General features: G+C 70.0%; 20 protein-coding genes and 1 riboswitch. Of the genes, 7 read left to right on the top strand and 13 right to left on the bottom strand.

Going from position 1 to position 26550, the window contains the following annotated elements:
• Nucleotides 1-184: 184 nt before the first annotated feature.
• The gene (locus ABZ267_RS00465) at nucleotides 185-1804 is read left to right on the top strand and encodes a peptidoglycan DD-metalloendopeptidase family protein (RefSeq protein WP_356754777.1); all 1620 of its coding nucleotides are present in this window, start codon (nucleotides 185-187) and stop codon (nucleotides 1802-1804) included.
• A gap of 66 nt (nucleotides 1805-1870) precedes the next feature.
• On the opposite strand, the gene pcrA is transcribed toward ABZ267_RS00465, so the two are convergent.
• Complete coding sequence (gene pcrA, locus ABZ267_RS00460; RefSeq protein ID WP_356754778.1) at nucleotides 1871-4312, bottom strand: DNA helicase PcrA; 2442 nt, start codon at nucleotides 4310-4312, stop codon at nucleotides 1871-1873.
• Between the two features lie 259 nt (nucleotides 4313-4571).
• Nucleotides 4572-4739, top strand: a riboswitch (cyclic di-AMP (ydaO/yuaA leader).
• Between pcrA and ABZ267_RS00455 the strand changes: the two genes are divergently transcribed.
• Nucleotides 4738-5961, top strand: a complete 1224-nt coding sequence (locus ABZ267_RS00455; RefSeq protein WP_356754780.1) for an NlpC/P60 family protein — start codon at nucleotides 4738-4740, stop codon at nucleotides 5959-5961. It overlaps the preceding riboswitch by 2 nt.
• Before the next feature lie 514 nt (nucleotides 5962-6475).
• Here ABZ267_RS00455 and ABZ267_RS00450 read toward each other — a convergent pair.
• Nucleotides 6476-8260: an AIPR family protein gene (locus ABZ267_RS00450; protein WP_356754782.1), complete on the bottom strand. Its 1785-nt coding sequence runs from the start codon at nucleotides 8258-8260 to the stop codon at nucleotides 6476-6478.
• Between the two features lie 287 nt (nucleotides 8261-8547).
• A complete protein-coding gene (locus tag ABZ267_RS00445) occupies nucleotides 8548-8901 on the bottom strand; it encodes a hypothetical protein (protein ID WP_356754784.1) in 354 nt (117 codons plus the stop codon).
• Between the two features lie 263 nt (nucleotides 8902-9164).
• On the opposite strand from ABZ267_RS00445, the gene ABZ267_RS00440 reads away from it, so the two are divergent.
• Together ABZ267_RS00440 and ABZ267_RS00435 are read left to right on the top strand one after the other, a co-directional pair.
• Nucleotides 9165-10292, top strand: a complete 1128-nt coding sequence (locus tag ABZ267_RS00440) for an NlpC/P60 family protein (RefSeq protein WP_356754786.1) — start codon at nucleotides 9165-9167, stop codon at nucleotides 10290-10292.
• Nucleotides 10293-10331: 39 nt separating this feature from the next.
• Nucleotides 10332-11093, top strand: coding sequence for a GNAT family N-acetyltransferase (locus ABZ267_RS00435; RefSeq protein ID WP_356754788.1), 762 nt, complete (start codon nucleotides 10332-10334; stop codon nucleotides 11091-11093).
• A gap of 40 nt (nucleotides 11094-11133) precedes the next feature.
• On the opposite strand, the gene ABZ267_RS00430 is transcribed toward ABZ267_RS00435, so the two are convergent.
• Both ABZ267_RS00430 and ABZ267_RS00425 read right to left on the bottom strand, forming a co-directional pair.
• The gene (locus ABZ267_RS00430; protein ID WP_084748772.1) at nucleotides 11134-11829 is read right to left on the bottom strand and encodes a response regulator transcription factor; all 696 of its coding nucleotides are present in this window, start codon (nucleotides 11827-11829) and stop codon (nucleotides 11134-11136) included.
• Nucleotides 11826-13124, bottom strand: a complete 1299-nt coding sequence (locus ABZ267_RS00425; RefSeq protein WP_356754790.1) for a PspC domain-containing protein — start codon at nucleotides 13122-13124, stop codon at nucleotides 11826-11828. The genes ABZ267_RS00430 and ABZ267_RS00425 overlap by 4 nt, the downstream gene beginning before the upstream one ends.
• A gap of 180 nt (nucleotides 13125-13304) precedes the next feature.
• On the opposite strand from ABZ267_RS00425, the gene ABZ267_RS00420 reads away from it, so the two are divergent.
• Both ABZ267_RS00420 and ABZ267_RS00415 read left to right on the top strand, forming a co-directional pair.
• On the top strand, nucleotides 13305-14651 hold the full coding sequence (locus ABZ267_RS00420) for a PspC domain-containing protein (RefSeq protein WP_356754792.1): 1347 nt from the start codon (nucleotides 13305-13307) through the stop codon (nucleotides 14649-14651).
• Nucleotides 14638-14901: a hypothetical protein gene (locus ABZ267_RS00415; RefSeq protein ID WP_356754794.1), complete on the top strand. Its 264-nt coding sequence runs from the start codon at nucleotides 14638-14640 to the stop codon at nucleotides 14899-14901. The genes ABZ267_RS00420 and ABZ267_RS00415 overlap by 14 nt, the downstream gene beginning before the upstream one ends.
• Here ABZ267_RS00415 and ABZ267_RS00410 read toward each other — a convergent pair.
• The 5 genes from ABZ267_RS00410 to guaA form a co-directional block, all read right to left on the bottom strand.
• Nucleotides 14808-15323, bottom strand: coding sequence for a DoxX family protein (locus ABZ267_RS00410; RefSeq protein WP_356754796.1), 516 nt, complete (start codon nucleotides 15321-15323; stop codon nucleotides 14808-14810). The genes ABZ267_RS00415 and ABZ267_RS00410 overlap by 94 nt on opposite strands.
• An 88-nt stretch (nucleotides 15324-15411) precedes the next feature.
• The gene (locus tag ABZ267_RS00405) at nucleotides 15412-16680 is read right to left on the bottom strand and encodes a hypothetical protein (protein WP_356754798.1); all 1269 of its coding nucleotides are present in this window, start codon (nucleotides 16678-16680) and stop codon (nucleotides 15412-15414) included.
• A 112-nt stretch (nucleotides 16681-16792) separates the two neighbouring features.
• Nucleotides 16793-17581, bottom strand: coding sequence for a class II aldolase/adducin family protein (locus tag ABZ267_RS00400; RefSeq protein WP_356754800.1), 789 nt, complete (start codon nucleotides 17579-17581; stop codon nucleotides 16793-16795).
• Between the two features lie 75 nt (nucleotides 17582-17656).
• Nucleotides 17657-18262 carry a Uma2 family endonuclease gene (locus ABZ267_RS00395; RefSeq protein WP_356754802.1) on the bottom strand — a complete coding sequence of 202 codons (606 nt, stop codon included), beginning with the start codon at nucleotides 18260-18262 and terminating at the stop codon, nucleotides 17657-17659.
• 135 nt (nucleotides 18263-18397) lie between these two features.
• Nucleotides 18398-19984 (bottom strand): glutamine-hydrolyzing GMP synthase, encoded by a 1587-nt coding sequence (guaA, locus tag ABZ267_RS00390; RefSeq protein ID WP_356754804.1) that lies wholly within the window; start codon nucleotides 19982-19984, stop codon nucleotides 18398-18400.
• Nucleotides 19985-20326: 342 nt separating this feature from the next.
• Between guaA and ABZ267_RS00385 the strand changes: the two genes are divergently transcribed.
• Complete coding sequence (locus ABZ267_RS00385; protein ID WP_356754806.1) at nucleotides 20327-20605, top strand: chorismate mutase; 279 nt, start codon at nucleotides 20327-20329, stop codon at nucleotides 20603-20605.
• Nucleotides 20606-20921: 316 nt separating this feature from the next.
• Here ABZ267_RS00385 and ABZ267_RS00380 read toward each other — a convergent pair whose 3' ends face one another.
• The 3 genes from ABZ267_RS00380 to ABZ267_RS00370 form a co-directional block, all read right to left on the bottom strand.
• A complete protein-coding gene (locus ABZ267_RS00380) occupies nucleotides 20922-22694 on the bottom strand; it encodes a peptidase (protein ID WP_356754808.1) in 1773 nt (590 codons plus the stop codon).
• A 93-nt stretch (nucleotides 22695-22787) separates the two neighbouring features.
• Nucleotides 22788-24668 (bottom strand): GMC family oxidoreductase, encoded by a 1881-nt coding sequence (locus ABZ267_RS00375; RefSeq protein ID WP_356754810.1) that lies wholly within the window; start codon nucleotides 24666-24668, stop codon nucleotides 22788-22790.
• Between the two features lie 58 nt (nucleotides 24669-24726).
• Nucleotides 24727-26343 (bottom strand): succinic semialdehyde dehydrogenase, encoded by a 1617-nt coding sequence (locus ABZ267_RS00370; RefSeq protein ID WP_356754811.1) that lies wholly within the window; start codon nucleotides 26341-26343, stop codon nucleotides 24727-24729.
• Nucleotides 26344-26550 lie beyond the last annotated feature (207 nt).

Here is a 26550-nt window from a genome sequence, read left to right as displayed (position 1 = left end):
AGAGCCAAGCCTCTGCCTGCCGTCCACCGAAAGACGGCCGATTGCCCGTTTCCTGAGGACGCAAAACCTGCCGAAGATTGTCGTCCTCACATACTGCCGGGTACAGTCGCGGCCATTGCTTCCCCTTGGGACCCCCTTCACCGGGATCCAGAACAGTCCTGCTGCCGAGGCGAGAGAGAAGTTGGTGAACGACCAGCACCCCCACGCCGGGCCCGTCGGGTACGACACCCGATCGACCGGCAGCTTCGACACCGACCCGCTCTTCGGTTCTCTCCCCGGCGGTTCCGGGACCACGGATTACGCGGCTTCCGGTTACGACACCTCTTATGGTGCCCACGACGGCCAGTACGATTCCTCCGCCTGGGACACCGGCGCGCAGCAGACCGTCACGTACGACGCGTACGCCGCCCCGGCCCACACCGCCGACCACCAGCAGTGGGACACCGGCGCGACGCCCGTCTGGCAGCAGCAGCCCTCCGACCAGGACGGATTCACCACACCCGCCTACGGCACGGCCCCGTACGGCACGGGCGGCTACGAGCCGGACGCGTACGACACCGGCCCCTACGCCACCGCCACGTACGGCACGGGTACCGCGTACGTCACCGACGGCTCGTACGGGCCGGACTCCTACGGGACGGACGCCTACGGGACCGGTACGCACGACACCGGCGCGTACGGGACGGTCGGCGCCGACGGGACCGGCACGTACGACACCACCGCCTTCACCACCGGTGTGTACGGCACCGGCGCGTACGACACGGGGACGTACGACACCGGCGCCTACGACGCGACCGCCTGGAACTCCGGCGCCACGCCCGAGGACGCCGCGTACGAACCCGAACAGACATCGCATCAGCTGTACGAACAGCAGGCGCCCGAGGAAGAGTCCGGCACCGCCGAGTTCGCCGTCCTCGACGCCGATCACCTCGAAAGCCACGAGGCCGGTCACGAAACCGGTGTCACCCCGGAAGCCGACCTCGACGGCGACGACAGCAACACCCCCGAAGCCCCTCCGCTCTCCCTCGACCGCACCGTCGTCCGCGCCCCCGCCCCGCGCAGCCGGGCCCGCCGGCGCAGCCCGGCCAAGCGGTCCGCCCTCCTGACCGTCGCGGTCCCCTCCGCATGCGTGATGAGCGTCGCCGGTATCGCGGCCGCCTCCGTCAGCGGGATCAGCGACGAGGAGAAGCCGGAGAAGACCACCTCGCTGGCGGTCGCCGATCCGAGCACGGTCAAGGCGGTCGCCGCGAACAACAAGCTCGACAGCCAGCTGGAGCAGCTCTCCGAGGGCAGCGACGACTTCCGCCAGCGCGCGAGCCGTACGCAGGAGCGCATCGACCTCAAGCAGCGGCAGGCCGAGGAGAAGAAGAAGCGCGAGGAGGAGGCCGCACGCCGCGAGGCGCTGCGCCCCAAGTTCGTCCTGCCGGTCAAGCAGCACGGGCTCAGCGCCTACTACGGCCAGGCGGGCGTCAACTGGATGTCCGTACACACGGGCATCGACTTCCCCGTCAGCTACGGCTCGCCGGTGATGGCCGCGACCGACGGCACCGTCCGCACGCAGTACAACAGCGCCTACGGCAACATGGCGATCGTGACGATGGCCGACGGTACGGAGACCTGGTACTGCCACCTCAGCAGCACCAAGATCCGCTCCGGCCCGGTGAAGGCCGGTGACGTCATCGCGTACGCGGGCAGCTCCGGCAACTCCACCGGCCCGCACCTCCACTTCGAGGTCCGGCCCGGCGGCGGCGCGGCGGTCGACCCGCTGGCGTGGCTGCGCAGCCACGGCGTGGAGCCGACCTGACGGAGAACGAGCGAGAGGGGCGGGACGGCCGCAACAGCGGCCGTCCCGCCCCTCTCGCGTACTCCTCTACAGCTTCTCGACCGGCGCGTACCGCAGGAGCAGCTTCTTCGGGCGCTCGTCGCCGAAGTCCACCGTCGCCTTGGCCTGGTCGCCGAACCCCTCGACGGCCGTCACCGTGCCGAGCCCGAACTGGTCGTGCGTGACCCGGTCGCCGACCACCAGCGTGACCGTCGGCTTCTCCGTGGAGCGCCGGGTCGCGAAGCCCGACGGGCCGGAGCGGGCGCGTGAGGAGGAGAGCGAGGACGTGATGCCCGAGGTGGGTCCGGCCGGGGCGGCCATCGGGCCCTTGCGCTTCCACTCCAGGTGCGCTTCCGGGATCTCCTCCAGGAACCGCGAGGGCGGGTTGTACGAGGGCTGGCCCCAGGCGCTGCGCATGGCGGCCCGGGTCAGGTAGAGCCGCTCGCGGGCGCGGGTGATGCCGACGTACGCCAGGCGGCGCTCCTCCTCCAGCTCCTTGGTCTGGCCGAGGGCCCGCATGTGCGGGAAGACGCCGTCCTCCAGGCCGGTGAGGAAGACGACCGGGAACTCCAGGCCCTTCGCCGTGTGCAGCGTCATCAGCGTGATGACACCGGAGCCGTCCTCGTCCTCGTCGGGGATCTGGTCGGAGTCGGCGACCAGCGCGACCTTCTCCAGGAACTCCGCGAGCGTGCCGCTGCCCTCGTCCTCGCCGCGCTCCTGCTCGAACTCCAGGGCCACGGCGGCGAGTTCCTGGAGGTTCTCGATACGGGTCTCGTCCTGCGGGTCGGTGGAGGCCTGGAGCTCGGCGAGATAGCCCGTACGCTCCAGCACCGCTTCCAGCACGACGGCGGGCCCGGCGCCGGACTCCACGATGGTGCGGAGCTCCTCCATCAGCGTGTTGAAGCGCTTGACGGCGTTGGAGGAGCGGGCCGCCATGCCGTACGCCTCGTCCACGCGGCGCAGCGCCTGCGGGAAGGAGATCTTCTCGCGCAGCGACAGTGCGTCGATCATCGCCTCGGCGCGGTCGCCGATGCCGCGCTTGGGCACGTTGAGGATGCGGCGGAGCGGAACAGTGTCCTCGGGGTTGGCGAGGACACGGAGGTAGGCCAGGACGTCCCGGACCTCCTTGCGCTCGTAGAAGCGCACGCCGCCGACGACCTTGTAGGGCAGGCCGACGCGGATGAAGATCTCTTCGAAGACACGGGACTGGGCGTTGGTGCGGTAGAAGACGGCGACGTCGCCCGCCTTCGCGTCGCCCTTGTCGGTGAGCCGGTCGATCTCCTCGGCGACGAACTGCGCCTCGTCGTGCTCGGTGTCCGCGACATAGCCGGTGATGCGCGCGCCGGAGCCGGCGTTGGTCCACAGGTTCTTCGGGCGACGGCTCTCGTTGCGCTCGATGACGGCGTTGGCGGCGGAGAGGATCGTCTGTGTGGAGCGGTAGTTCTGCTCCAGGAGGATCGTCTTCGCGTTGGGATAGTCCTCCTCGAACTGGAGGATGTTACGGATGGTCGCGCCGCGGAAGGCGTAGATCGACTGGTCCGCGTCACCGACGACACACAGCTCGGCCGGAGCGTCGGCGGCCTCTCCGGACGGGCCGACCAGCTCCCGTACGAGCGTGTACTGGGCGTGGTTGGTGTCCTGGTACTCGTCGACCAGGACGTGCCGGAAGCGGCGGCGGTAGTGCTCGGCGACGTCCGGGAAGGCCTGGAGGAGGTGGACCGTCGTCATGATGATGTCGTCGAAGTCCAGCGCGTTGGCCTCGCGCAGGCGGGCCTGGTAGAGCGCGTACGCCTGGGCCAGCGTCTTCTCGAAACCGTCGGCGGCCTGCCCGGCGAAGGTCTCCTCGTCGATGAGCTCGTTCTTGAGGTTGGAGACCTTGGCGGTGAAGGACTTCGGCGGATAGCGCTTGGGGTCCAGGTCGAGATCGCGGCAGACCAGGGCCATGAGGCGCTTGGAGTCGGCGGCGTCGTAGATCGAGAACGACGAGGTGAAGCCGAGCTTCTTGGACTCGCGGCGCAGGATGCGGACGCACGCGCTGTGGAAGGTCATGACCCACATGGCGTTGGCGCGCGGGCCGACCAGCTGCTCGACGCGCTCCTTCATCTCGCCCGCGGCCTTGTTGGTGAAGGTGATCGCGAGGATCTGTCCCGGGTGGACTCCGCGCTCGGCCAGCAGGTGGGCGATGCGGTGGGTCAGCACGCGGGTCTTGCCGGAGCCGGCCCCGGCGACGATGAGCAGCGGCGACCCGGCGTGCACGACGGCGGCGCGCTGCTCGGTGTTCAGCCCGTCGAGCAGCGCGGCGGAGTCGATCACCGGGCGCGGGTGACCGTCGCGGTAATACCCGTCGCGCGGCGGCGGAGGCGCGTCGTAGGCGCCCTCGAAGAGCCCCTCCGGCACCGCTTCGGGTGCGTGGTCCTCGGGGGGCGGCGGCGGGCCGTCCTCCGCGGACTGGAGGCCGGTCAGGAAACTGTCGTCAAAGAGGCTGCTCATCGCCTCCCGAGTCTAGGCGGCCGCACTGACAACCTTCGGCCGAAGGCCGGAAGCGACCGTTCCCAGCCGTACGCACCGAGAGCGGACCTCCACGTTCCGTGAAGAAAGGCCCGGTAGGAGGGGGTGCGGGGCCCTGGATCCGGAAAGGTCACGAAAATGTATCGGGCATATCGCTCATCCTCCTTCCCAGCGGTGCCACCGGTTGGCTAGCGTGCTCGGTCAGGTGATCCGTAATCTCCCTGAGACGAACCGCGTCTCACGGTCACCTCTGCCGAATCCGTCCTGCCCTCCCAGCAGTTCGGAACCGGGGACCCACACGCGTAACCGGGGTGAATCGGTCCATACCCTCGCACAACGGACCGTAGGACAGCCTTCCGTTCCGTCCGAACCCGACAGCTAACCCGGTAGGCGGTCCACGGAAGGAGATGCCGGTCTTGGCATCGCATCGCAAGCCGCGCACGAAGGTGCGCACGACCACCCCCGCCGTCGGGTTCACGACGGCCGCGCTGGCCTCGGTGACGCTGCTCTCCACGCAGAGCGCGACCGCGGCCCCCGCCGAGCCGAAGCCGGCCATCGAGGACGTCCAGAAGAAGGTCGACGAGCTCTACCGGCAGGCGGGCAGCGCGACCCAGCAGTACAACCGGGCGAAGACCGCCTCCACCGCCCAGCGCACCAAGGTCGACACGCTGCTCTCCGACGTGGCGAAGCGGACCGAGAAGATCAACGAGGCACGCCGGGAGCTCGGCGCCTTCGCGGCCGAGCAGTACCGCACCGGCGGTATCGCGCCGACCGCCACCTTCTTCCTGGCGGACGACCCGCAGGCGTACTTCGACCAGAGCCGGCTGATGAGCCGGTCGACGGAGCGCCGGCAGAAGGCCGTCGACGACTTCCGTACGCAGCAGGCCGCGGCGTCGAAGAAGCGCGCGGAGGCCGTGCGGAGCCTGGAGTCGCTCACCGAGACGCAGACCACGCTCCGCTCCAGCAAGCAGAAGGTGCAGACGAAGCTCACCGAGGCCCGGTCCCTGCTCGCGAAGCTGACCGCCGAGGAGAAGGCGCGGCTGGCGGAGCTGGAGCGCAAGAAGGAGGCCGAGGCCAGGGAGAAGGCGAAGCGCCTCGCCGCCCGCCAGGCCGCCGAGGCCAAGGAGCGCGAGGAGCGCGAGGCGGCGGAGAAGAAGGCACGCGAGGAGGCCGCGAAGGAGTCGGGCGGAGACAGCGGCTCCGGTTCCGGCAGCGGTACGGGGACGAGTCCGGGATCCGGTACGGGCACGGGTACGGGCGCCGGGACCGGCAGCGGCTACGCCACCAAGGCCGAGAAGGTGCTGGCCTTCGCGCGCGCCCAGATCGGCAAGCCGTACGTGTGGGGCGCCTCGGGCCCGTCCTCGTACGACTGCTCCGGGCTGACCCAGGCGGTCTGGCGGGAGGCCGGCGTCACGCTGCCCCGGACCACCTGGGACCAGGTGAAGGTGGGCACGCGGGTCGCCACGACCGACCTGCAACCCGGCGACCTGGTCTTCTTCTACGACGACATCAGCCACGTCGGCGTCTACAAGGGCGACGGGATGATGATCCACGCGCCGAAGCCGGGAGCGAACGTCCGCGAGGAGTCGATCTACTCCATGCCGATCTACGGCAGCGTGCGTCCGGCGTAATGCCAGGTAGGCAGTCGCAGAACCGCATAGACCAGTCGGAGTCTCAGCGATCTGTCGTCGATTCGCCATCTGCGACAGATCGCCGAGAATCGCCCAGCAGAGTGCTTCTCAGCGATGCACAATATTCTCGCTTCGCCGGACCCACGGAACAGGGCGACTCACGGCTAGTTTCGGTCGCAACCACTTTCTGTGCACCTATCCTGCACGGCCTGCTCGACCACCAGGACGCGAAGTTCCACGGTGCCCACATCCGCAGGAGGACCGGCATCGATCCTAGAAGCGTCTGCGCCCAGATCAAGAGAATGGAACGGGCCCACCGGCCCACCAGTCCGCCCGCCCGAGACCGAAAACTGTTAGTTCGCAGAAGCGCGGGCCGCCTGCGGTCCCGGGCGTTGGCGCACCTGGTCGCCAAATAAATAAATTCCGTTGCGCGCAGTCCATCCAGGGCGGATCATCGGCCCAGAAATTCCTGCACCGCCCGGACTGTCCCGTCGTTTCGTTTGCCTAGGAGTCGTCAGGCAGGAGGTGCGGGCGTAAGCGCAACCGGCCAGCGCGACTTGGCCGTGTATCTGCTCAATCGCCTATCGATTTCACTGGCCCACTCTCCGCCCTTGGCAAGAACACCAAGATCGTCAACGCCTGTGGCTTTGACCACGGAATCCCTGGAAACAATAACCCATTCATATACACGATTCAGAAACGCGGCGTCGAGGACAGAGAGATCAAGACCTGCCACAGCCTTCCCTTGAGGACGGGACGATTTGAGCGCAAACGCTGTAGCAGCCCTGGCTAGATGGAAGCGGATATTGGAACGCTCATGGCGACCACTCAGGCCGGCCTCCACAATAAGGAATTCATCGACGGATTTCATGACACGGATACTACGCAGATAAGCCTCCAGAGGAATTGTGTTCCTGAAGACTTGCTCATACCTCTTCCGCACCAGGGTGGAGGGCGCACCACGGGCAACTTGAGGTTGCTGAAGAAGGATTCCACCCACCGCCTGCGCGAGTTCGAGAACCTCTACAATCTGAGTGTGCGGCTTCCCCATGTTCTTGTAATGATTCTTCTTTCGCTCGTAGTAGTACCCATTGCGATGGAAATACTCCTCAATATTACGCTGGAAAGGGTCTCCGGAGCGCAGTGAAGCCGCTGACACTCGGTTCTGACTATTCGTGGCCTTGATCACTTGCGCGGTAATGGCGTCGTCCCGGGTTTCAACAACCCGTACGAGAATCTGCCTCATTCGTCCCTCGGGAGCTACTCCCGTACCATCTGAGAGGGTCCTGGGCGGGTGGAAGTAGGCGTGGACGTTCCGTGATGTCTGGAGACCGTTGACGATTTGAGGGTCCTCGATCTGCAGCATCTTCCCTTGGGCATGGACCCGCTTCCCGATCACGGTAACGCCATTATTGAGCCACCAGAAATCGGCTGCAGCACCGTCTCCCTCCTGCAAGGAGTCCGCGATGCCTTGGTTGATTACCGTGGCTCCTTCGTAGCCTCGGATATTCTCCTCGAAGATTTCGTCTCGCAAGCGCCCATTCTCTTCAGTGATGAAGCTGTTGTAGTCCTCCAGCCGCACGAAGGAAACGAAGCCTCCCTTCTCCGGCGACATTGGACTCTCCGACAGCCTTAGCGTGAGTGTGGTGGTCTTCCTTTGTCGGGCAAGGGCATTCAGTTCACCCGCACCAATGAGGTTTACAGCAACGTTGGCGTTTGGGAAAAGCTCTCCAATTCTCCTCTCAAGACGGCTAGCCTTTCGCTTCACTTTTGCATGGGGAGCTTCTGAGGACCGCGTCAGGTACCGAACGTTGATGGAGAGCTCCGGGAACCGACTTGCGACGGCCAAGTAGGCTTCTCGGAAAGAATCGAAGCGCTCCAGAAGGCGCGGACTGAACTCCTCTTCGAGTCCGTCCGGACGGTCAAGTTGCAGCAGCAGTGGGAGGTGATCGATCAGCAGCTGAAGTGGCAGCTCCTTGAAGCCGCTCTCATCCTTTGCTTGGATTACTTCTAGCTCGAGTTGCGGCATGCTGCTGTGCGACGCCTCCAATGCGTCCACAACGATCTGGCCGTCGATGAAGAGATAGACAGCATCGATTCCACCGTCATTGGTGCCATCGGTGATCCCATCGTCGATCTGGCGTGAAGACAGACCCTTATGGCGTAGAACAGTATCCGTGGAACTGATAAGAAAGTATTCCTGATCGGAGATACCCGGATACGAGTCAGCCTTACTTTGCTTCAACCGCTCCGTGAGGAGCATGACCTCATTGGACATCGGCTGCACTACCTTGGCCATGGAACCCCTTCGCGATGACTCGACGCAGAGAACATACTCCGCATCGACCAAGGCGCGCAGGAAAATAGCGCCGCTCCTCGCGACTCTGCGGGGCCATGCGCAAGATGAAGGACTCGGGCATCTCGAAGGAGCCGGACACTTCGATGAGAACGAACACGAACAAGCTGTTGAGAATCTGGTCCGAACCGCAGGTCACAACCCCGTTCTCGGACGGAAGGGTTGAGAACCCACAACCGGGGCGGCCTCTCGGAGGCCGCCCCGGTTGCCTCTCGGGCCCCTCAAGCCCCTCAGGTCCAGAGCGTGGCGATGAAGATGTTGGCGACCGTCAGTCCGCCGACCGCCGCGAACGCGCCCTTCTCGACCTTCTCGTCGTCCCGCTTGACGTAGACCAGCGCGAGGATGACGACGAGGAGCGCCAGCTTCACGCCGATCTTGATGTTGTTCACGGCCTGGTCGTCGGCCTGGTTGAGTCCGACCAGCGCGACGCCGGTGACCAGCATGGTCAGCGCGCCGTGCAGCATGGCCGGGACGAAGCGTGCGGTGCCCGCGCCCATCGCCTTCATCTGCGTCAGGAAGCCGCCGAGCAGGGAGGCGATGCCGATGATGTGCAGCGCGACGAAGACGCCGATCAGTGCGTTCATGGCCCGGAGCCTAACCATGGCCAAACCGTTACCCGGCAGTGAGGTGAGCCTTCCTTGGCGCCTTCGCCGGAACTGTGTGCCCTCCGTCCGAACCTGCCGGAATGATCAGTTCCGACTCTGCGCTACGGTCATCCGGCAGCGCCGAAGCGTCACATCCGGGCAATACCTGTCATGGCGACCCTTTGCCGTGCGCCCGGATTAGCGTCCCTGGCGGACCTGTCGGTATCCCCCGGCGGGCAGCCGACAGGAAGGATGCCGCTCTCGTGGCCGCGCACCGGAAATCCGCTCACCGGAAACCCAAGCAGCGCCCGTTCTCCGGCTCTGCTGCCCGCACCGCCGCCACCCTGGCGCTCGCCGGGGCCGCCACCGCCACTTCGGCCTCCGGCGCCGGCGCCGCACCCGCCGAGCCCGCGCCCACCGCCGCCCAGGTCCGGGCCAAGATCGACCGGCTCTACCACGACGCCGAGGTCGCCACCGAGAAGTACAACGGCGCGAAGGAGAAGGAGACGGCCGCCAGGAAGGCCGTCGACAGCCTGGCCGACGAGGCCGCCCGCCGCACCGACCGCCTCAACACCGCGCGCCACACGCTCGGTTCGATGGCCACCGCCCAGTACCGCACCGGCGCGCTCGACCCCGCCGTACAGCTGGCGCTCTCCTCGGACCCCGACAGCTACCTGGAGCGCGCCGCCCACCTGGACCGGGCCGGTGACCGGCAGGCGAGCCTGCTCAGCGGGATCCGGCGCCAGCTCTCCGGCATCGCCCGGGTCAAGGCCCGCGCCGACAAGGAGACCGAGGCGCTCGCCGCCCGCCGCGCCGAACTGCGGGAACACCGCACCGCGATCCACACCAAGCTGGCCGACGCCCGCAAGCTCCTGGCCACCCTCACCGCCGAGGAGCGCGCCGCGTACGAGCGCGTCGCCGACGCTGCCCACGGCGGCGGCCCGGCGGCCTCCGCCGACCAGGCCGGCGCAGGCGCACCTGCCGGCCGCTCCACGGCCCACGCCGACCGCTCGGCCCCGCGCTCCTCGGTCGCCGCGCCCAACTCCCGCGCGGCCAGAGCCGTCGCCTTCGCGCACGGCGCGATCGGCAAGCCGTACGTCTGGGGCGCGACCGGCCCGAACGCCTTCGACTGCTCCGGGCTGACCCAGGCGGCCTGGCAGGCGGCGGGCGTGAGCCTGCCTCGCACCACCTACACGCAGATCAACGCCGGCCGGCGCGTCTCCCGCTCCGAACTGGCCCCCGGTGACCTGGTGTTCTTTTACTCCGGGATCAGCCACGTCGGCCTCTACATCGGCGGCGGCCAGATGATCCACGCCCCGCGTCCCGGCGCCCCGGTGCGGATCGCGCCCATCGATCAAATGCCTTTCGCCGGAGCGACCCGGGTGGCATAGTCCCCGGCGCCGAACTCCTCCGCCGAAGGAACTTCCCGTATGTCGATGGCGAATGCCGTCCAGGAGTACGCCCGCACGCTCACGCTGCGCTCTCCCACCCACTACCGGGTGGGCCCGTTCACCGTCCGGCACAACCCGGGCTGGGAGCTGAAGTACGCCAACTACGCCATCCCGGACCGGGATGCGGAACCCACGGCCGACGACGTGGCGGCCCTCATCGACGCGTTCCGGGCGCGGGAGCGGCTGCCGCGCCTGGAGTTCCTGCCCGCCTGGGCCCCGGCCGTCGAACCGGCCCTGCTGGCCGCCGGGTTCACCGTGGAGAACCGGGCTCCGCTGCTCGCCTGCGCCCGCCCGGACCTCCGTATGCCGAAACCGGTCGAGGGCCTCCGCATCGCCGTGCCCGCCACCGAAGCGGAATTCACCGACGCAGCCCGCGTCCAGCACCACGGCTTCGGCGGCACGGGCGAACCCGAGCCGGGAGCGACGGACTGGCTGCGCGCGGCGGCGGCCGGTGACGGGGTCGCCGCCTTGGCGGTCCTGGACGGCGCACCGGCCGGGGTGGGCGGCTGCTCGGTCGCGATCGACGGCCTCAGCGAACTGGCCGGCCTCACCGTCGCGGCCCCCTTCCGCCGCCGGGGTGTCGGCGCCGCACTCACCGCCTGGCTCACGGAACGGGCCCTGGACCAGGGGTGCCGGGCCGTCTGGCTGGAGCCCGGCGGCCCGGATGTCGAGCGGATCTACGCGGGCGTCGGCTACCGCCGGATCGGCGAGAAGGTCAACATCTCGCTGGAGCCCGCCTGACCCGATCCGGAGCCCACACAGCTCATCCGGGCTCTTCCGCTCAGACCAGCCGTCGCGCCGTCGCCCAGCGGGTCAGCTCGTGGCGGTTGGAGAGCTGGAGCTTGCGCAGCACCGCCGAGACGTGCGACTCGACCGTCTTCACCGAGATGAACAGCTGCTTCGCGATCTCCTTGTACGCGTAGCCACGGGCGATGAGCCGCAGCACCTCGCGCTCGCGCTGGGTGAGGCGGTCCATGTCCTCGTCGACCGGCGGGGCGTCCGTGGAGGCGAAGGCGTCCAGGACGAAGCCGGCCAGCCGCGGTGAGAAGACCGCGTCGCCCTCCTGGACCCGGAAGACGGAGTCGACCAGGTCGGTACCGGTGATCGTCTTGGTGACATAGCCCCGGGCGCCGCCGCGGATCACACCGATGACGTCCTCGGCGGCGTCCGAGACGGAGAGCGCGAGGAAGCGGACCGGGTCGTCGGCCGCGCCCATCAGCGGGGCGCAGCGGCGCAGCACCTCGACACCGCCGCCGCCCGGGAGATGGACGTCGAGGAGGACGACCTCGGGGCGGGTCGCGGTGATGACGGTGACCGCCTGGTCGACGTCGGCGGCCTCGCCGACCACTTCGACGCCGGTCTCCTCGGTGCGGCCGATCTCGGCCTGCACGCCGGTACGGAACATCCGGTGGTCGTCGACGAGCACGACCCGTACCCGTCGCTCCGGGCCCCCGGTGGCTTCGGTGTTCTCGGTCATTCGCTCGCCCTCTCCATCTCCAGCTCGACCTCGGTGCCCCCGCCGGGCACCGAACGCAGCCGGGCAGTGCCGCCGTTGCGCTGCATCCGGCCGATGATTGATTCTCGTACGCCCATGCGGTCGGCGGGAACCTCGTCCAGGTCGAAGCCCGGACCCCGGTCCTTCACGGAGACGAAGACCGTGGTGCCCTCGACCTCCGCGAAGACCTGCACGGCGCCGCCCTCGCCACCGTACTTGGCGGCGTTGACCATCGCTTCGCGCGCGGCCTGCATCTGCGCGCCCAGCTTGTCGTCGAGCGGGCAGTCGCCGACGACGACCACCTCCAGCGGGACGCCGTGCTTGTCCTCCACCTCGGCGGCGGCCCGCTTCACCGCCTCGGCGAGCGTCTCCGGCTCGTCGTCCTCGTCCTTGCCGGTGCCCTCCGGGTTGTAGAGCCAGTTGCGCAGCTCGCGCTCCTGGGCGCGGGCCAGGCGTCTGACCTCGCCGCCGTCGTCCGCGTTGCGCTGGATCAGGGTGAGGGTGTGCAGGACGGAGTCATGGACATGGGCGGCGACCTCGGCGCGCTCCTGGGCGCGGATGCGCATCAGCCGCTCCTCGGAGAGGTCCTGGACCATGCGGACCAGGTAGGGGCCGGCGAGCAGGGCGATACCGGTGAGGACGGCTATGGCGGCGGTCAGCACGTTGCCCAGCTGTGCGGCCGAGCCGCGCACCACCATGAAGACGGCGAGCCCGAGCCCCACCAGCGCCACTCCGGCCAGCGCGCGGGCCAGTTGGAGCAGCCGGCGGTGTCGGCCGACCTCCATCCAGCGGGCGCGCCGCGCGTTGTCCGCCTGGCGCCAGACGAGGACGGAGCCGGCGCCGATGAGGAGCGTCGGCCAGATGTAGCGGTCGGCCTCGCTGCCCATGTCGACGTTGACGACGAAGACGACCGCGCCGACGAGGAGGGCGACCAGCGCGAAGACCTGGCCAGGGTCCGGCTTGCGGAGCTTGCGCCGGCCGTCGGCGGCGGTCTCGAAGACCGAGCGCGGAGCGTGGACGCCGCCGACTCCGCCGACGCCGAGAGGGACGACGATCCAGAACACCGCGTACAGCAGAGCGCCCAGGCCGTCGCTGAGGAAGAGGCCGAGGAAGACGAACCGGACCCAGGCGACCGGCAGCCCGAGGTGTCCGGCGAGCCCGCGCGCGACGCCGCCCAGCATCCGCCCGTCGGCGCTGCGGTACAGCTTGCGCAGCGGCGGCTCCTCCGGGTCGGAGGCGAGTGAGCTGTGCGCGGCTCGGGCGGTGGCGGCTGGCATACCCCGATCGTCACACGCGGCCAGGTCGCGAGGCATCAGGGTAGTCCCCCTGATCGACCCTGGGCCAGCCCTACCTTCACCACCCCCGCCACCCCCTGCGGGACGGCTCGGCGCAAAATCAGGGACCGGCCAGGGTCGGCGCGGCTCCCACCGGCCGGTGCGGGCCGTCACCATGGAGGTATGACCGCTCCCCCGGACGCCGCCCCCGGCGTCGCACCCCCCGACGCACCCGAACCGCAGCTGCGCCGCAGCCCGCGGCAGAAGATGGTGGCCGGGGTCTGCGGCGGACTCGGCCGGTACTGCGACGTGGACCCGGTGATCTTCCGGATCGTGCTCGGCGTCCTCTCGGCGACCGGCGGGATCGGCCTGATCTTCTACGGCTTCGCCTGGCTCCTGCTGCCCTTGGAGGGCGAGGAGGAGAACGAGGCGCGCCGGCTGCTGTCGGGCCGGGTCGACGGAGCGTCGCTGGTGGCGCTGCTGCTGGCGCTGATCGGCTGCGGGCTCTTCCTGTCGATGCTGGGCAACCGCGGGATGCTGGCGTTCGCGGCGCTGCTGTCGGTGGCCGTGGTCGGCTGCTCGGTGTGGACGCAGTCCCGCAGGACGTCGGCGCCGGAGGACCCGGCGGCCCCGCCGGGCACTCCCGCCGCTCCCGCCCACCCGCACACCGGTGGCCTCGGCACGCCTCCGCCGGAGGTCAAGGCGCCGCCGAAGCCGGGCGGTCCGTCGTGGTGGCGGGACCCGATCGTCAAGGACGGGACGACGGGTCCGGTCGGCCCGGGCTATCTCTGGGGCCCCTCGGACACCGACCCGGACACGGCGCGGGAGACGGTCCTGGCCGGGCGTCCCAGCGCGGACGCCCCGTTCCGGCCACCGGCACCGGCGCCCGCCGCTCCGGGGCCGCGCCCGATCGGCGGGCTCGTCTTCCTGACCGCGCTGGTGGCGGGCGGTCTGACCACCTGGCTGAGCTGGGCGCACGAGCCGCTCGGCACGGTGCTGCAGATGGGCCTGGTGGCCGCGCTCGCCGTCTTCGGGCTCGGGCTGCTGGTCTCCTCCGCGCTGGGCCGGACCGGGTTCGGCACGGTGCTGCTGGCGATGGTCACGGCGGTGCTGCTGGCCGGCGCGACGATGCTGCCGAAGGAGATCAGCACGGACTGGGCCCGTCAGGAGTGGCGTCCGGCCGAGGTCACCGCCGTACAGCAGCGGTACGAACTGGGCAGCGGCGATGCCCGGCTGGACCTGTCCGGCGTGGTGGTCCCGCCGGGCGGGACCGTACGGACCCGGCTGGAGGTCGGAGCGGGCCGGGCCGCCGTCGTCGTGCCGAAGGACGTGACGGTGAAGGTGCGGGCCGAGGCCGGTCTCGGCGAGATCCGGCTGGAGGAGGGCCAGCGGGTCCAGGTCCGCATCAACAGCGACCAGACGGCGGAACGGACGCTTCCGCCGCCCAGGGGCAGCAAGCCGGCCGGGACGATCGAGCTCGAAGTGGAAGTCGGAGTCGGACAGGTGGAGGTCAGCCGTGCTGCGTCATGAGTTCCGGCCCGGACGGGCGGTGGCGGGTCTGACGATGCTGGCCCTGGCCGGAGGGTACGCGGCCGACGCGGCCGGGGCCTGGGAGGTGCCGTGGACCTTCTTCCTGCCGGTGTTCCTCGGCGGTCTGTGGCTGGCCGCCACGGCGACCTGGACCGCCTACATGCTGCGGCGCCGCCGCGACGCGAGGAAGGCGTCGACGGAGAACATGGAGGCGCCGGCGAGCACCAAGGGCAGCCACGCCATCAAGTAGGGCAGGTCGTTGCCGTAGTAGTACGGCGTCGCCTGCCAGCTCACCGTCAGCCACAGGCTCAGCGAGATCAGCGCTCCGCCGAGCGCGGCGAGCCGGGCCCAGAGGCCGACCAGGGTGCCGAGGCCGACGAGGAGTTCGCCGATCGCGATGGCGTAACCGAATCCTTCGGGGCTCTTCAGCGCCAGGTCGACGAGGGCGGGGATCGCGGAGGAGTCGCGGACCCCGTTCATCATCTCGCCGATCGAGCCGGGGCCGGTGGCGGAGAGGAAGCCGCTGTCCGTCAGCTTGTCGAGACCCGCGTAGACGAAGGTGACCCCCAGGAAGAGCCGCAGCGGCAGCAGAGCATACTGACCCGCCCGCTCACGCAGCCCTCTCGGCTCGCCCGTACCGTGCAGTCCGCCGCTGCCGCCGTAACCGTTCATCACCACTGCCCCGCTTCCCGAAGACCCGTCATCCGACCATACGTACGCCTGTACGGCGCCGCTCACCAGAGGCGGGAAGCGGATGTGGTCAGTCCGTGACGTCGATGGAGCAGCGGTCGGTCTCCACTCCGGCGGCGGTGACCACCTGGACGTCCACGGTTCCCGGCTCGACCTCGACCGGTACCGGCACGGTGAGCACGGTGTCGGTCGGGTTGGCGAAGCCTCCGGCGACCGGGATCAGCGGTACGTGGACGTGGACCGTGCCGATCCGTACGACGAGCCGGGCCAGCAGGTCGGGGCTGCCGGCGCCGGGCGGTACGAAGCCCGCGCCCCGGATCTCGATGTCGTCGCCGGTCCGGATCGGCGCGTCCAGGTCACCGGCCTCCCGGGCCCGTACGACGGAGAGCACGACCGGACGGCCGCCTTCCGCGTACTTCCCGGCGAAGTACGTCGCCGCCGAGACGGCCACCAGCAGGGCCAGGCCCCACGGCAGGTCCGGCAGCTGCTCCGGGCGGCGGGCCAGCCGGACGGCGGCGAACAGCACGGCGACGGCGCTGACCAGCACGTACTGCACATCGGTGAACGAGCCGCGCCCGGAGTCGTCGGTGAGCAGATCGGCTGCGCGCGGCCGGTCCGCACGCAGCTTCTGCAGCCGCCGGCCCAGCACCCGTACGGTCACCACGCGGCGTACGACGACGGCGACCGCGCACACCAGCGCCAGCACGGCCACCATCCCGGCGGACCGCACCAGGTCGAGCCCTTCGATCAGCGCGTCCCGGCTCTCCGGGGCCGAGGCACCCGCCAGCTGGAGAGCGAGCACCAGGACGGCGAAGACGGCGAGCAGCACCCAGGCGGCGGCGACGGCCCTGGAGGTGGAGAGCCGGTTGTCCTCGCCGATCAGCGGTGCGAGGAGGCCGCCTCGCGCACGGTGGAGGCGGGCGGCGAAGGTCAGCAGGGCGGCGGTGATGACCGCGGCGACCAGAGCGGCGGTACGGGCGGTGGTCCAGCCGGGCCCGATCGCGGTGAGGCTCGCGCCGACGAGGAGGGCGACGACCGCGCCCCAGACCACGAACAGGGTGCCCCGCCACACATGGTGCAGCCAGACGTCCCCGGCGGCCCGGCCCCGTTCGGCGACGGTACGGGCGGACTCGGTCAGCTCGTCGGAGACCCACTGCCGGGACGCGGAGGCGGACTGCGCGACTCCGGCGGGCAGGCCGTTCCCTGCTGCCAGTTCGTCCCGCTTGGCGAGGAATGCGGCGACCGCGCGCCGGTGCCCCTCGCGTGCGCCGTGCGGGCAGTCGCCGCACGTACAGCCTCCGCCGTGCGTGCCGCTCATCCTTGCCTCGTCCAACGCCACGGAGATTTACACCCTTTCCCACCCCGGTACAGCCAACTCACCTGCGATACCAGCGAATTGTGCCGTACGGGACGGGCACCTCCCGCATCGGGTCGGACACGAACGCATACCGTCAGAACGTTCGACCGATCCGCTGCCACAGCGGCTGGTAGTTGATCCACGCCACCAGGTCGCTGCCGAGCTGGTCACGGGTGGTGAGGGCGTCCCGGTGGTCGATCAGCACCGGCTTCCCGGCGGCGCGCGCCAGCAGCTGCACCTGGCAGGCGCGCTCCATGGTCAGGAACCACCAGGCGGCCGCGTCCACCGAATCGCCCACGGTCAGCAGCCCGTGGTTGCGCAGGATGACGGCCTTGCGCTCGCCGAGCACCTCGGCGATCCGCCGCCCTTCCTCCTCGTCCACGACCACACCGGTGTACGCGTCGTACAGTGCGTGGTCCTCGTAGAAGGCACAGGCCTCCTGCGTGATCGGCTCGATCAGCTCCCCCAGCGCGCCCAGCGCCCGCCCGTGCGTGGAGTGCGTGTGCGCCACGGCGACAGCCCCCGGCCGGCCCCGGTGCACGGCCGCGTGCACGGCGAAGGCGGCCTGGTTGACGTGGAACCGCCCCTGGACCACCTGGCCGTCGCCGTTGACGAGGATCAGGTCCTGCGGGGTGATCCCGGCGAAGGGCGCACCGAACGGATTGACCCAGTAGCAGTCGGCCAGCTCCGGATCGCGCACGGTGATGTGCCCGGAGACCCCGTCCTCGAACCCGTACTCCCCGAACAGCCGCAACGCCCCGGCCAGCCGCTGCCTGCGGTAGGCCCGCTCCTCTTCCGGCGACGCGTGCACGGGCGGCATGGCGAAGTGCAGCTGCTCCACGGGGATGGGTGCGGGGGCGGGCACGGCGGGCGGCTCGGACATGGCGGCTCCTCACTTTCCCGGAGGCGTACGGGATCGGAAGTTACCGGCGGGTGGGGGTGAGGGGAAGGGGTGCGACTACGGGCGGCGCTGGTTGATCGCGGTGAGGTCGATGGAGAGCGGGAACGGGACGTCGAGCTTCAGGGCGTTGTGGTGGATGCCCGTGGGCGTGTACGCCTTCAGTGCGGGGTCCAGTTCGTAGACGTACACGACGGGAAGACTGTCGGGGCCCTGCTCGACGCGCCAGAAGTGGACCACGCCTGCGGCAGCGTACTTACGAGGCTTGGTCTCGCGGTCCCTTGCCTTGGATTCCTCCGACACGACCTCCACCGCCAGAATGACGTCGTGCGGCTGCAAACACGATTCCTTCGGGCCGGTATCCGCGCCCGCCGGGACGACGAGCACATCCGGCTCAGGCCGGTTACGGCTGTCGAGTTTGACGCTGAACTCACGGAAGACATCCAGGCCGTCCGGTGCCTGACGCAGGAGTGAGTGCTCCAGCAGACGCATGGTCCGCATGTGAAACTTGGTCTGCGGACTCATGAAGACGAGAGTCCCGTCGATCAGCTCCGTGCGCCGCGGAAGGCCCGGAAGCCGGTCGAGATCCTCCGCCATCCAGCCCTCTGCGGGAGGAACGGGATAGGGGTAGATCTCGGACAGCTCATGATCGGGTGCGGCGCTCATGGTTGCTCCCATACACCGAAGTCTCATCTCTTCGCTCAGCGTACCCAGCCCATACGACAATGCCGCCGCCCAAACGAATGAGCGACGGCATCGACGTTGTCCAGGAGCCTTACGAGGGCACACGGCCCGGGAAGGTCACTCCCACTCGATCGTCCCCGGCGGCTTGCTCGTCACGTCGAGGACCACGCGGTTGACGTCGGCGACCTCGTTGGTGATGCGGGTGGAGATCTTCGCCAGCGTCTCGTACGGCAGGCGCGACCAGTCGGCCGTCATGGCGTCCTCGGAGGAGACCGGACGCAGCACGATCGGGTGGCCGTAGGTGCGGCCGTCGCCCTGGACGCCGACCGAGCGGACGTCGGCGAGGAGGACCACCGGGCACTGCCAGATGTCGCGGTCCAGGCCAGCGTTCGTCAGCTCCTCGCGGGCGATGGCGTCGGCCTCGCGGAGCAGGTCCAGGCGGTCCTTGGTGACCTCGCCGACGATGCGGATGCCGAGGCCGGGACCGGGGAACGGCTGGCGCTGGACGATCTCCTCCGGCAGGCCGAGCTCCTGGCCGACCATCCGGACCTCGTCCTTGAACAGCTGGCGCAGCGGCTCGACGAGCTGGAACTCGATGTCGTCCGGGAGGCCGCCCACGTTGTGGTGGGACTTGATGTTGGCGGTGCCGGTGCCGCCGCCGGACTCCACCACGTCCGGGTAGAGCGTGCCCTGGACCAGGAAGGCGACCTCGGGGCCCTCCTCCTGGAGGATCTCCAGCTGGGCCTGCTCGAAGACGCGGATGAACTCGCGGCCGATGATCTTCCGCTTCTGCTCCGGGTCGGAGACCCCGGCCAGCGCGTCGAGGAAGCGCTTCTCGGCGTCGACCACCTTCAGCTTGGCGCCGGTCGCGGCGACGAAGTCCTTCTCGACCTGCTCGGTCTCGCCCTTGCGCATCAGGCCGTGGTCGACGTACACACAGGTCAGCTGCGAGCCGATGGCCTTCTGGACGAGCGCTGCCGCGACCGCGGAGTCGACGCCGCCGGAGAGGCCGCAGATGGCGCGCTTGTCGCCGACCTGCTCGCGGATGAGCGCGATCTGCTCCTCGACCACGTTGGTGGTGGTCCAGTTCGGCTCGATGCCCGCGCCGCGGTAGAGGAAGTGCTCCAGGACCTGCTGGCCGTGGGTCGAGTGCATGACCTCCGGGTGGTACTGGACGCCGTACAGCTTCTTCTCGTCGTTCTCGAAGGCCGCGACCGGGACCACGTCCGTGGAGGCGGTGACGGCGAAGCCCTCCGGCGCCGCCGAGCAGGCGTCGCCGTGCGACATCCAGACCGGCTGCTCGGTGGGCGTGCCCTCGAAGAGCGTCGAGCCCGCCTTCGTGACGTGCAGCGGAGTGCGGCCGTACTCACGCGCCCCGTTGTCGTCGACCGTGCCGCCGAGAGTGGTCGCCATCAGCTGGAAGCCGTAGCACATGCCGAAGACCGGGACACCGGCCTCGAACAGCGAGCGGTCCAGCGAGGGCGCGCCCTCCGCGTAGACCGACGACGGGCCGCCGGAGAGGATGATCGCGCGCGGGTTCTTCGCCAGCATCTCGGCCACCGGCATGGTGGACGGGACGATCTCGCTGTAGACCCGGGCCTCACGGACGCGGCGGGCGATGAGCTGGGCGTACTGCGCGCCGAAGTCGACGACGAGGACCACGTCGGCCGTGGCGTCGGGGGCGGCGGGGGGTGCTGCTGGCACGGGGCGGCCTTCCGGCGGTGGTGGAGGGGGTCGGTCCTACCGATTCTACCGGCCGTACGTGAACCCTCCGCCGGACCGGTGATGCCAGGACCGACGTCCTCACGTCTCACGGTCCGGGCCCCGTTTTGCCGGGGCCGCCGGGCCGGGGCCATACTGTGCCCCATGCGTCAGCACACGATCTTCGTCTTTACCTATGGCATCCGGCCCGCCGGCTGCCATGGTCGTGCTGCTTGAGCTACTGACAAGCAACGTTCCAGGCGCCCCGGGCCATCAGGCCCGGGGCGTCTCGCGTATCCGGGCCCGTTGCCCCGGGTGGCCTCCGACCCACCAGGAGTCACCACCATGAACAGCACCGCCACCGGCGCGCACACCGACGAGGCCGCCACCCTGATCGGCGGCGCCCGTGAGCGCATCGACGCCCTCGACGACCGGATCATCGGCCTCGTCCAGGAACGGATGGCCGTCTCGGCGGTCATCCAGGAGGCCCGCATCACCTCCGGCGGCCGCCGGGTCAACCTCTCCCGCGAGACGGCCGTGCTCAGCCACTACAGGGACGCGCTGGGCAAGCCGGGCACCGCGCTGGCGATGACCCTGCTGGAGCTGTGCCGCGGCCGGGTGTGAGGCGCGGGACGGCGGCCGCAGGACCGTATCTGCGTTCGGTGCCCGTCTCACCCGTACGGCGCGTGACCGGGACCGGCGTGCCTTCGTTGGTCCCGGTGTCCGTGCCAACCAGGGGCGGCATCGGTGGAAACCACGCGTGGCTCCGCCGGGAGGTGTGACGTACCGCAGGTACGTCGTGGGACCACATCCCGGCGCACGTGACCGGTCCGCAGGGGACAGCGGCCCGGTCACCCCATGTGCGGCCGAACCCGGGGACGCCCGGGTCGGCCGCATCGGAACATTCCGGGCGGAGGCCCTGTTCCCCCTCCGCTCCCGCTCAGCCGTGCTGCGCGGCGGCCCGTCGCCGTGCCGCCGCGAACAGCACCAGGCCCGCCGCCAGCGCCGCGGCCGCCGTGCCCGAGGCGATCAGCACCGTCGATCCCGTCGCGGCGAGACCGCCACCGCCGGAGCCTCCCGTCGTACCCGCCGCACCGCCGCCGGACGTGGTGGCCGGAGCGGACGCGGCGGACTCGGAGGGGACGGACGTCTCCGACGGGCTCTCCTCCGGGTCGGGGGCCGAGGTCGGCGGTGTGGACGGCTCGCCGGAGCCGCCGTCCGTGCCGTCCGTCGTACCGCCGGAGTCGGCGCCCTCGCCCTCGCCGTTCACGATCAGGTACGCGGTGTTGTTGGCCGGCTTCGGGTCGAACGGCAGCTTCGGGTCCCGGAGCCAGGTGTTGCGTACGGTGACCTCGCCGCCCGCGCCGACCATGGCCTTGTCGATCCGCAGCTCGAACGGCAGGTCGAGGCCGGCCCCGTCCCGCACGGTCATCGAGGTGTTGCAGACGTAGCGCGGCGCGGGGCTCTTCTGGTCCTCGCGGTACGTGCCGTCGGCCGTCACCGCGCGGCAGCGGTCCGGCCTGGCCGTGACGGTCGTGCCCTGCGGGACGGTGAAGTCGACGGTGGCGACGTCCTCGCCGGAGCGGATGTAGCCGATCCACGCCGGGCCCTGGTTGCGGAAGCCGATGTCGGCCTTCACGGTCGAGCCCTCGGGCCCGGCCACCTTGTCGCCGTACGCCACGAAGTCGGCCGTGTTCTCCGTACGGAAGTCGGCCTCCTGCTGGTTGTCGTACGGGTCCAGGTCCGCGCTCCTGGCCGCGGCGCCCGAGTTCACCGGGACCGCCTTCAGCACGGCGCCGTCACCGCGCTCGAAGCGGGCGCCCGCGCGCTGGGCGGTGCGCTGGGCGGCGCTGTTCTCCTCGATGCGGTAGAGGAAGGTGTCGTAGAAGGCGCGCTCGGTGGCCTCCAGCGTCAGCGGAGTCGCCAGCGTGTACGTCGCGCCCGCCTCGAAGGCTCCCGCGACGGAGCAGAGCGCGGTGGTCGAGCCGAAGTCCGGCTGGGCCGGATCGTCCACGGTGTACTCGCAGTTGGAGTAGCGCTGCGGGATGTCCAGGCCGCGCGAGTACCGCAGCGTGAGCAGGACCCCGTCGGCGTCCCTGGTGCCGCGGTTGGCGAAGGTGATCGGAGCCTGCTGCTTCTCTCCCGGAGTCAGCTCCGACCTGAACGGCAGCTGCTTCATCACGAGGTCGGGGCCGCCGACCGTGAGCCGGGTGGTGAACGGCGTGAAGGTGGCGCCCTGCGCCTCGCCGGTCACCGTGATCGTGCCGGTGTCGCCGTCCTCGCTGCCGTCGGCGGCGGTGACGATGAGGTCGGCGGCTCCCTGGAGGCCGGGCCGGACGCCCCAGTCCTCACAGACGGCCTTCGTGCCGGTGACCGTGCACTCCGGACCCGACTCGCCGTCGAATGTCACGTCGGCGACGCCGGCGACGCCGCTGAGGTCGAAGGTGAGTGTGAAGTCGCCGCCGAAGCCGCCGTTCTCCTCGTCCTCGGACGGGTTGTCGAGCGTGATCCCGACCGTGGCGGCCTTCGGCCGGCCGCTCTCCGGATACGGGTGCAGGCCGGTGTCGGCCGGACCGCCGAGCGTGAACACCGGCGCGTCAGCGGCCTGCGCCGGACCGGCCGCCCCGGCCAGCGAGACCGCGGCCAGCAGGCCTGCGGCGGCGAGAGAACCGGCCGCGCGGCGCAGCGCGGTTCTCGGGGAGAAGCGTGTCATCGGGACCTCTGGTACTCGGCGAGAGCTGTGGGGCTGCTGTGAGGCAGTACGGGTTGGACCGCACAGCTCGCCGAACAGTTGTCCTCCGCAAGATCACGGATTGGGTACGGGTGTGTTCCCGACGCCCTTCACCTCGGCCCCGGCCTCCACCGTCCCCTTCGGCGGGACGACGGGGATGCCGAGGAACGGCAGCTTCAGCGCCGCGAACGCGTCCTTCGGCACGGCCGGCGCCAGCGGTTCGACCGGCGTGAGGCGTTCGTAGGCCGCGCCCTGCTCCGGCCGCGGGTCCGCCTCGCCCTTGTTGGGCCAGAGCGACATCGCGCGCTCGGCCTGCGCGGTGATGGTCAGCGACGGGTTGACGCCCAGGTTGGCGGAGATCGCGGAGCCGTCGACGACGCTGATGCCGGGGTGGCCGTAGAGGCGGTGGTACGGGTCGATGACGCCTTCGTCCGCGCTCGCGCCGATCGGGCAGCCGCCGAGGAAGTGTGCGGTGAGCGGAGTGCCCATCAGCTCACCGACGTTGGAGCCGGCGAAGCCGTTGATCTCCTCCGCGAGGAGCGAGGCGCTGCGCGTGGCCTCCGGGATCTGGGTCGGGTTGGGCGCGCCGTGGCCCTGGCGGGCGGTGAGCAGGCCCTTACCGATGCCTCCCGGTTTGCGGTACGTCGTCAGCGAGTTGTCGAGCGACTGCATGACGAGACCGATGATGGTGCGTTCGGACCAGTGGTGGTTGGAGAGCGAACGCGCGGCGAGCGTCGGGTGCTTGACCATGTTGGCGAGCCAGCCGCGCACCCGGTGGGCGCCGTACGGCACCTGGAGGATCGACATCGCGCCCATGGCGTTGGAGCCCTTGCCGTAACGGACCGGCTCGATGTGCGTGTTGTCGTCCGGATGGATCGAGGAGGTGATCGCGACGCCTCGCGAGAAGTCGGCCTTGGCGATGCCGTGCTTCCTGCGGTAGCGGCGGTCGCTGGTCTGGGAGCCGACCAGCGCCTCGGAGTTGGTACGGGTCAGCTCGCCGAGCTTCGCGGAGAGCCGGGGCAGCAGGCCGCGGTCCTTCATGGAGTGCAGCAGGGTCTGCGTGCCGTACGTGCCGGCCGCGACGACCACCTTGCGGGCGCGCAGCCTCGTCGGTTCGGCCTTGCGGCGGCGGTCGGTCGGGACGGTGAGGACGCGGTAGCCGCCTTCGGCGTCGTCGGTGACCGCGACGACGGAGGTCATCGGGTGGATGACCGCTCCGGCCTGCTCGGCGAGGTGGAGGTAGTTCTCGTTAAGGGTGTTCTTCGCGCCGTGGCGGCAGCCGGTCATGCACTCGCCGCACTCGGTGCAGGCCTTGCGAGCGGGTCCGGCGCCGCCGAAGTACGGGTCGGGAACGGTGTCGCCGGGCTTGGCCTTGGCCGTGCCGTCGGCGTCCTTGCCGTCGCCGAAGAAGACGCCGACCGGGGCCAGGTGGAAGGTGTCGCCGACGCCCATCGCCTCGGCGGCGGCCTTGAGGTGGATGTCGGAGGGCGTCATGGTCGGGTTGAGGCGGACGCCGAGCATCCGGCGGGCCTGGTCGTAGTACGGCTTCAGCTCGTCCTGCCAGTCGGTGATCGCGGCCCACTGGCGGTCCTCGAAGAACGGCGCGGGCGGCACGTACAGCGTGTTGGCGTAGTTGAGCGAGCCGCCGCCGACCCCGGCGCCCGCGAGCACCATGACGTTGCCGAGCAGATGGACGCGCTGGATGCCGAAGAGGCCGAGCGCCGGAGCCCAGAGGTAGTTCTTCAGGTCCCAGGAGGTCTTCGGGAGCGTGCCGGGCGTGAAGCGGCGGCCCGCCTCCAGGATGCCGACGCGGTAGCCCTTCTCGGTCAGCCGGAGCGCCGACACCGCGCCGCCGAACCCCGAACCGACGACCAGGACGTCGTAGTCGTACGCGGCGTCGTCCTCGGCCGGCACATGGCTCACGGGCTGTTTCTGGGCAGGGCTGTCCTGGGACATGGCGCTCCTCACTACGGAATCGGGGCGAAAAGGGCGGACTACGGCGTCGAAACGGCGCTCAGCGCAGCCGGAACGCCTTCATCGCCTTCAGGCTGCGGGTCATGAACGCGGCGTGCTGTTCGTCGCTCATGCCGAAGGACGGAGCGAGCGGGATCAGGCGCTGCTGGGCCACGGTCTGGGCCTCGGTGTACTTGAGGATGCCCTCCGAGCCGTGCCGCCGGCCGAGGCCGGAGTCCTTCATGCCGCCCATCGGCGACTGGACGCTGCCGTAGGCCGGTGCGAACCCCTCGTTGATGTTGACGGTGCCGGTGCGCAGCCGGGCGGCGACCTGGTGTCCGCGCCGGGAGTCGGTGGTCCAGACGCTGGAGTTGAGGCCGTACGGCGTGGCGTTGGCGAGCGCGATCACCTCGTCCTCGTCGGTGAACCGGTAGATGGAGACGACCGGGCCGAAGGTCTCCTCGGTGCAGACGGCCATCGGCGCCTCCACGCCGTCCAGGATGGTCGGCTCGTAGAAGAGCGGCCCGATGTCGGGACGCGCGACGCCGCCCGCGATGAGCGTGGCGCCCTTCCCGACGGCCTCGGCGACATGCCGGCTGACCGTCTCCAGCTGCCGCTCGCCGACGAGGGAGCCCATGTCCGCGCCGTACGCGAGAGAGGCGCCGAGCCGCATGGCCTTGGTCCGGGTGGCGAACCGCTGCACGAAGTCGTCGGCGATCGACTCGTGGACGTACAGCCGCTCGATGGAGATGCAGAGCTGTCCGGCGGAGGAGAAGCAGGCGCGGACGGCGCCGGCGGCGGCCTTCTCCACGTCGGCGTCCTTGAGGACGAGCATGGCGTTCTTGCCGCCGAGCTCCAGCGAGACGCCGACCAGCCGGGAGGCCGCGCCGACGGCGACCTCGCGGCCGGTGCGGGTGGAGCCGGTGAAGGAGACGTAGTCGGCGCGGCTGACGACCTCGGGGCCGACGACCGGGCCCTTGCCGAGCACCACCTGGAAGACCTCGGCGGGCAGTCCGGCCTCGATGAGCAGGTCACGGGCCCAGAGCGCGGTGAGCGCGGTCTCGGTGTCGGGCTTCATCACGACGGCGTTGCCGGAGACGAACGCGGGCAGCGCGTCGCCGACGGACAGCTCGAACGGGTAGTTCCACGGCGCGATCTGGCCGATGACTCCGCGCGGCTGGCGCAGCTCGGTGACCTTGGTGAGGGCCGGGATGACACCGGTGTGGCGGCGCGGCTTGAGGTAGGCGGTGGCCCTGCGCCCGTAGTGGCGGGCCGCCACGGCGACGGCCTGCACCTCCTCGTGGGCGTGCAGGCGGGCCTTGCCGGTCTCCAGCTGGATGAGGTCGAGGACCTCGGACTGGCGGCTGAGGACCAGGTCGTGGAAGCGCAGGAGGATCGCGGCCCGCTGCCGTACGGGAGTGGCGGCCCAGGCGGGCTGGGCGGCGCGGGCCCGGTCGAAGGCGGTGGCGACGTCCTCCGGCGTGGACTCGGGCAGGTCGGCCAGCTTCTCGCCGGTGAACGGCGAGTGGTTGGCGGTGCGTCCCGATCCGACGACGCCGCGGATCAGCTGCGCGATCACCTCCGGGGTGACCACATCGGCGGCGGTGCGCACGCCGGCGGGGGCGACCGCGACGGGGTTCGTACCGAGAGGGGCGTCAGGGGCCTGCGAGTCCGTCATGAGGCCGAGAGTATGTCCAGCCGCACCCTTTGGGTACCCGTCGGTAACAGTTTTTCACAGGACCCGGCGCCCGCCTCGGACCGCCCAGCCGATCGAGCCAGTGATCGCTGGCGGCATAACCGCTGATCAGGGCCTATACAGAGGTGCGAGCGACCGTGCCGCGGTCCACCACGCCGAATTTCGGCCCTCGGCGTACGCGAAGGGCGC

Origin of the sequence: Streptomyces sp. NPDC006174 (assembly GCF_040614075.1) — a bacterium.
Taxonomy (GTDB): Bacteria; Actinomycetota; Actinomycetes; order Streptomycetales; family Streptomycetaceae; genus Streptomyces.
This window is presented reverse-complemented; position numbering and strand designations above follow the sequence as displayed.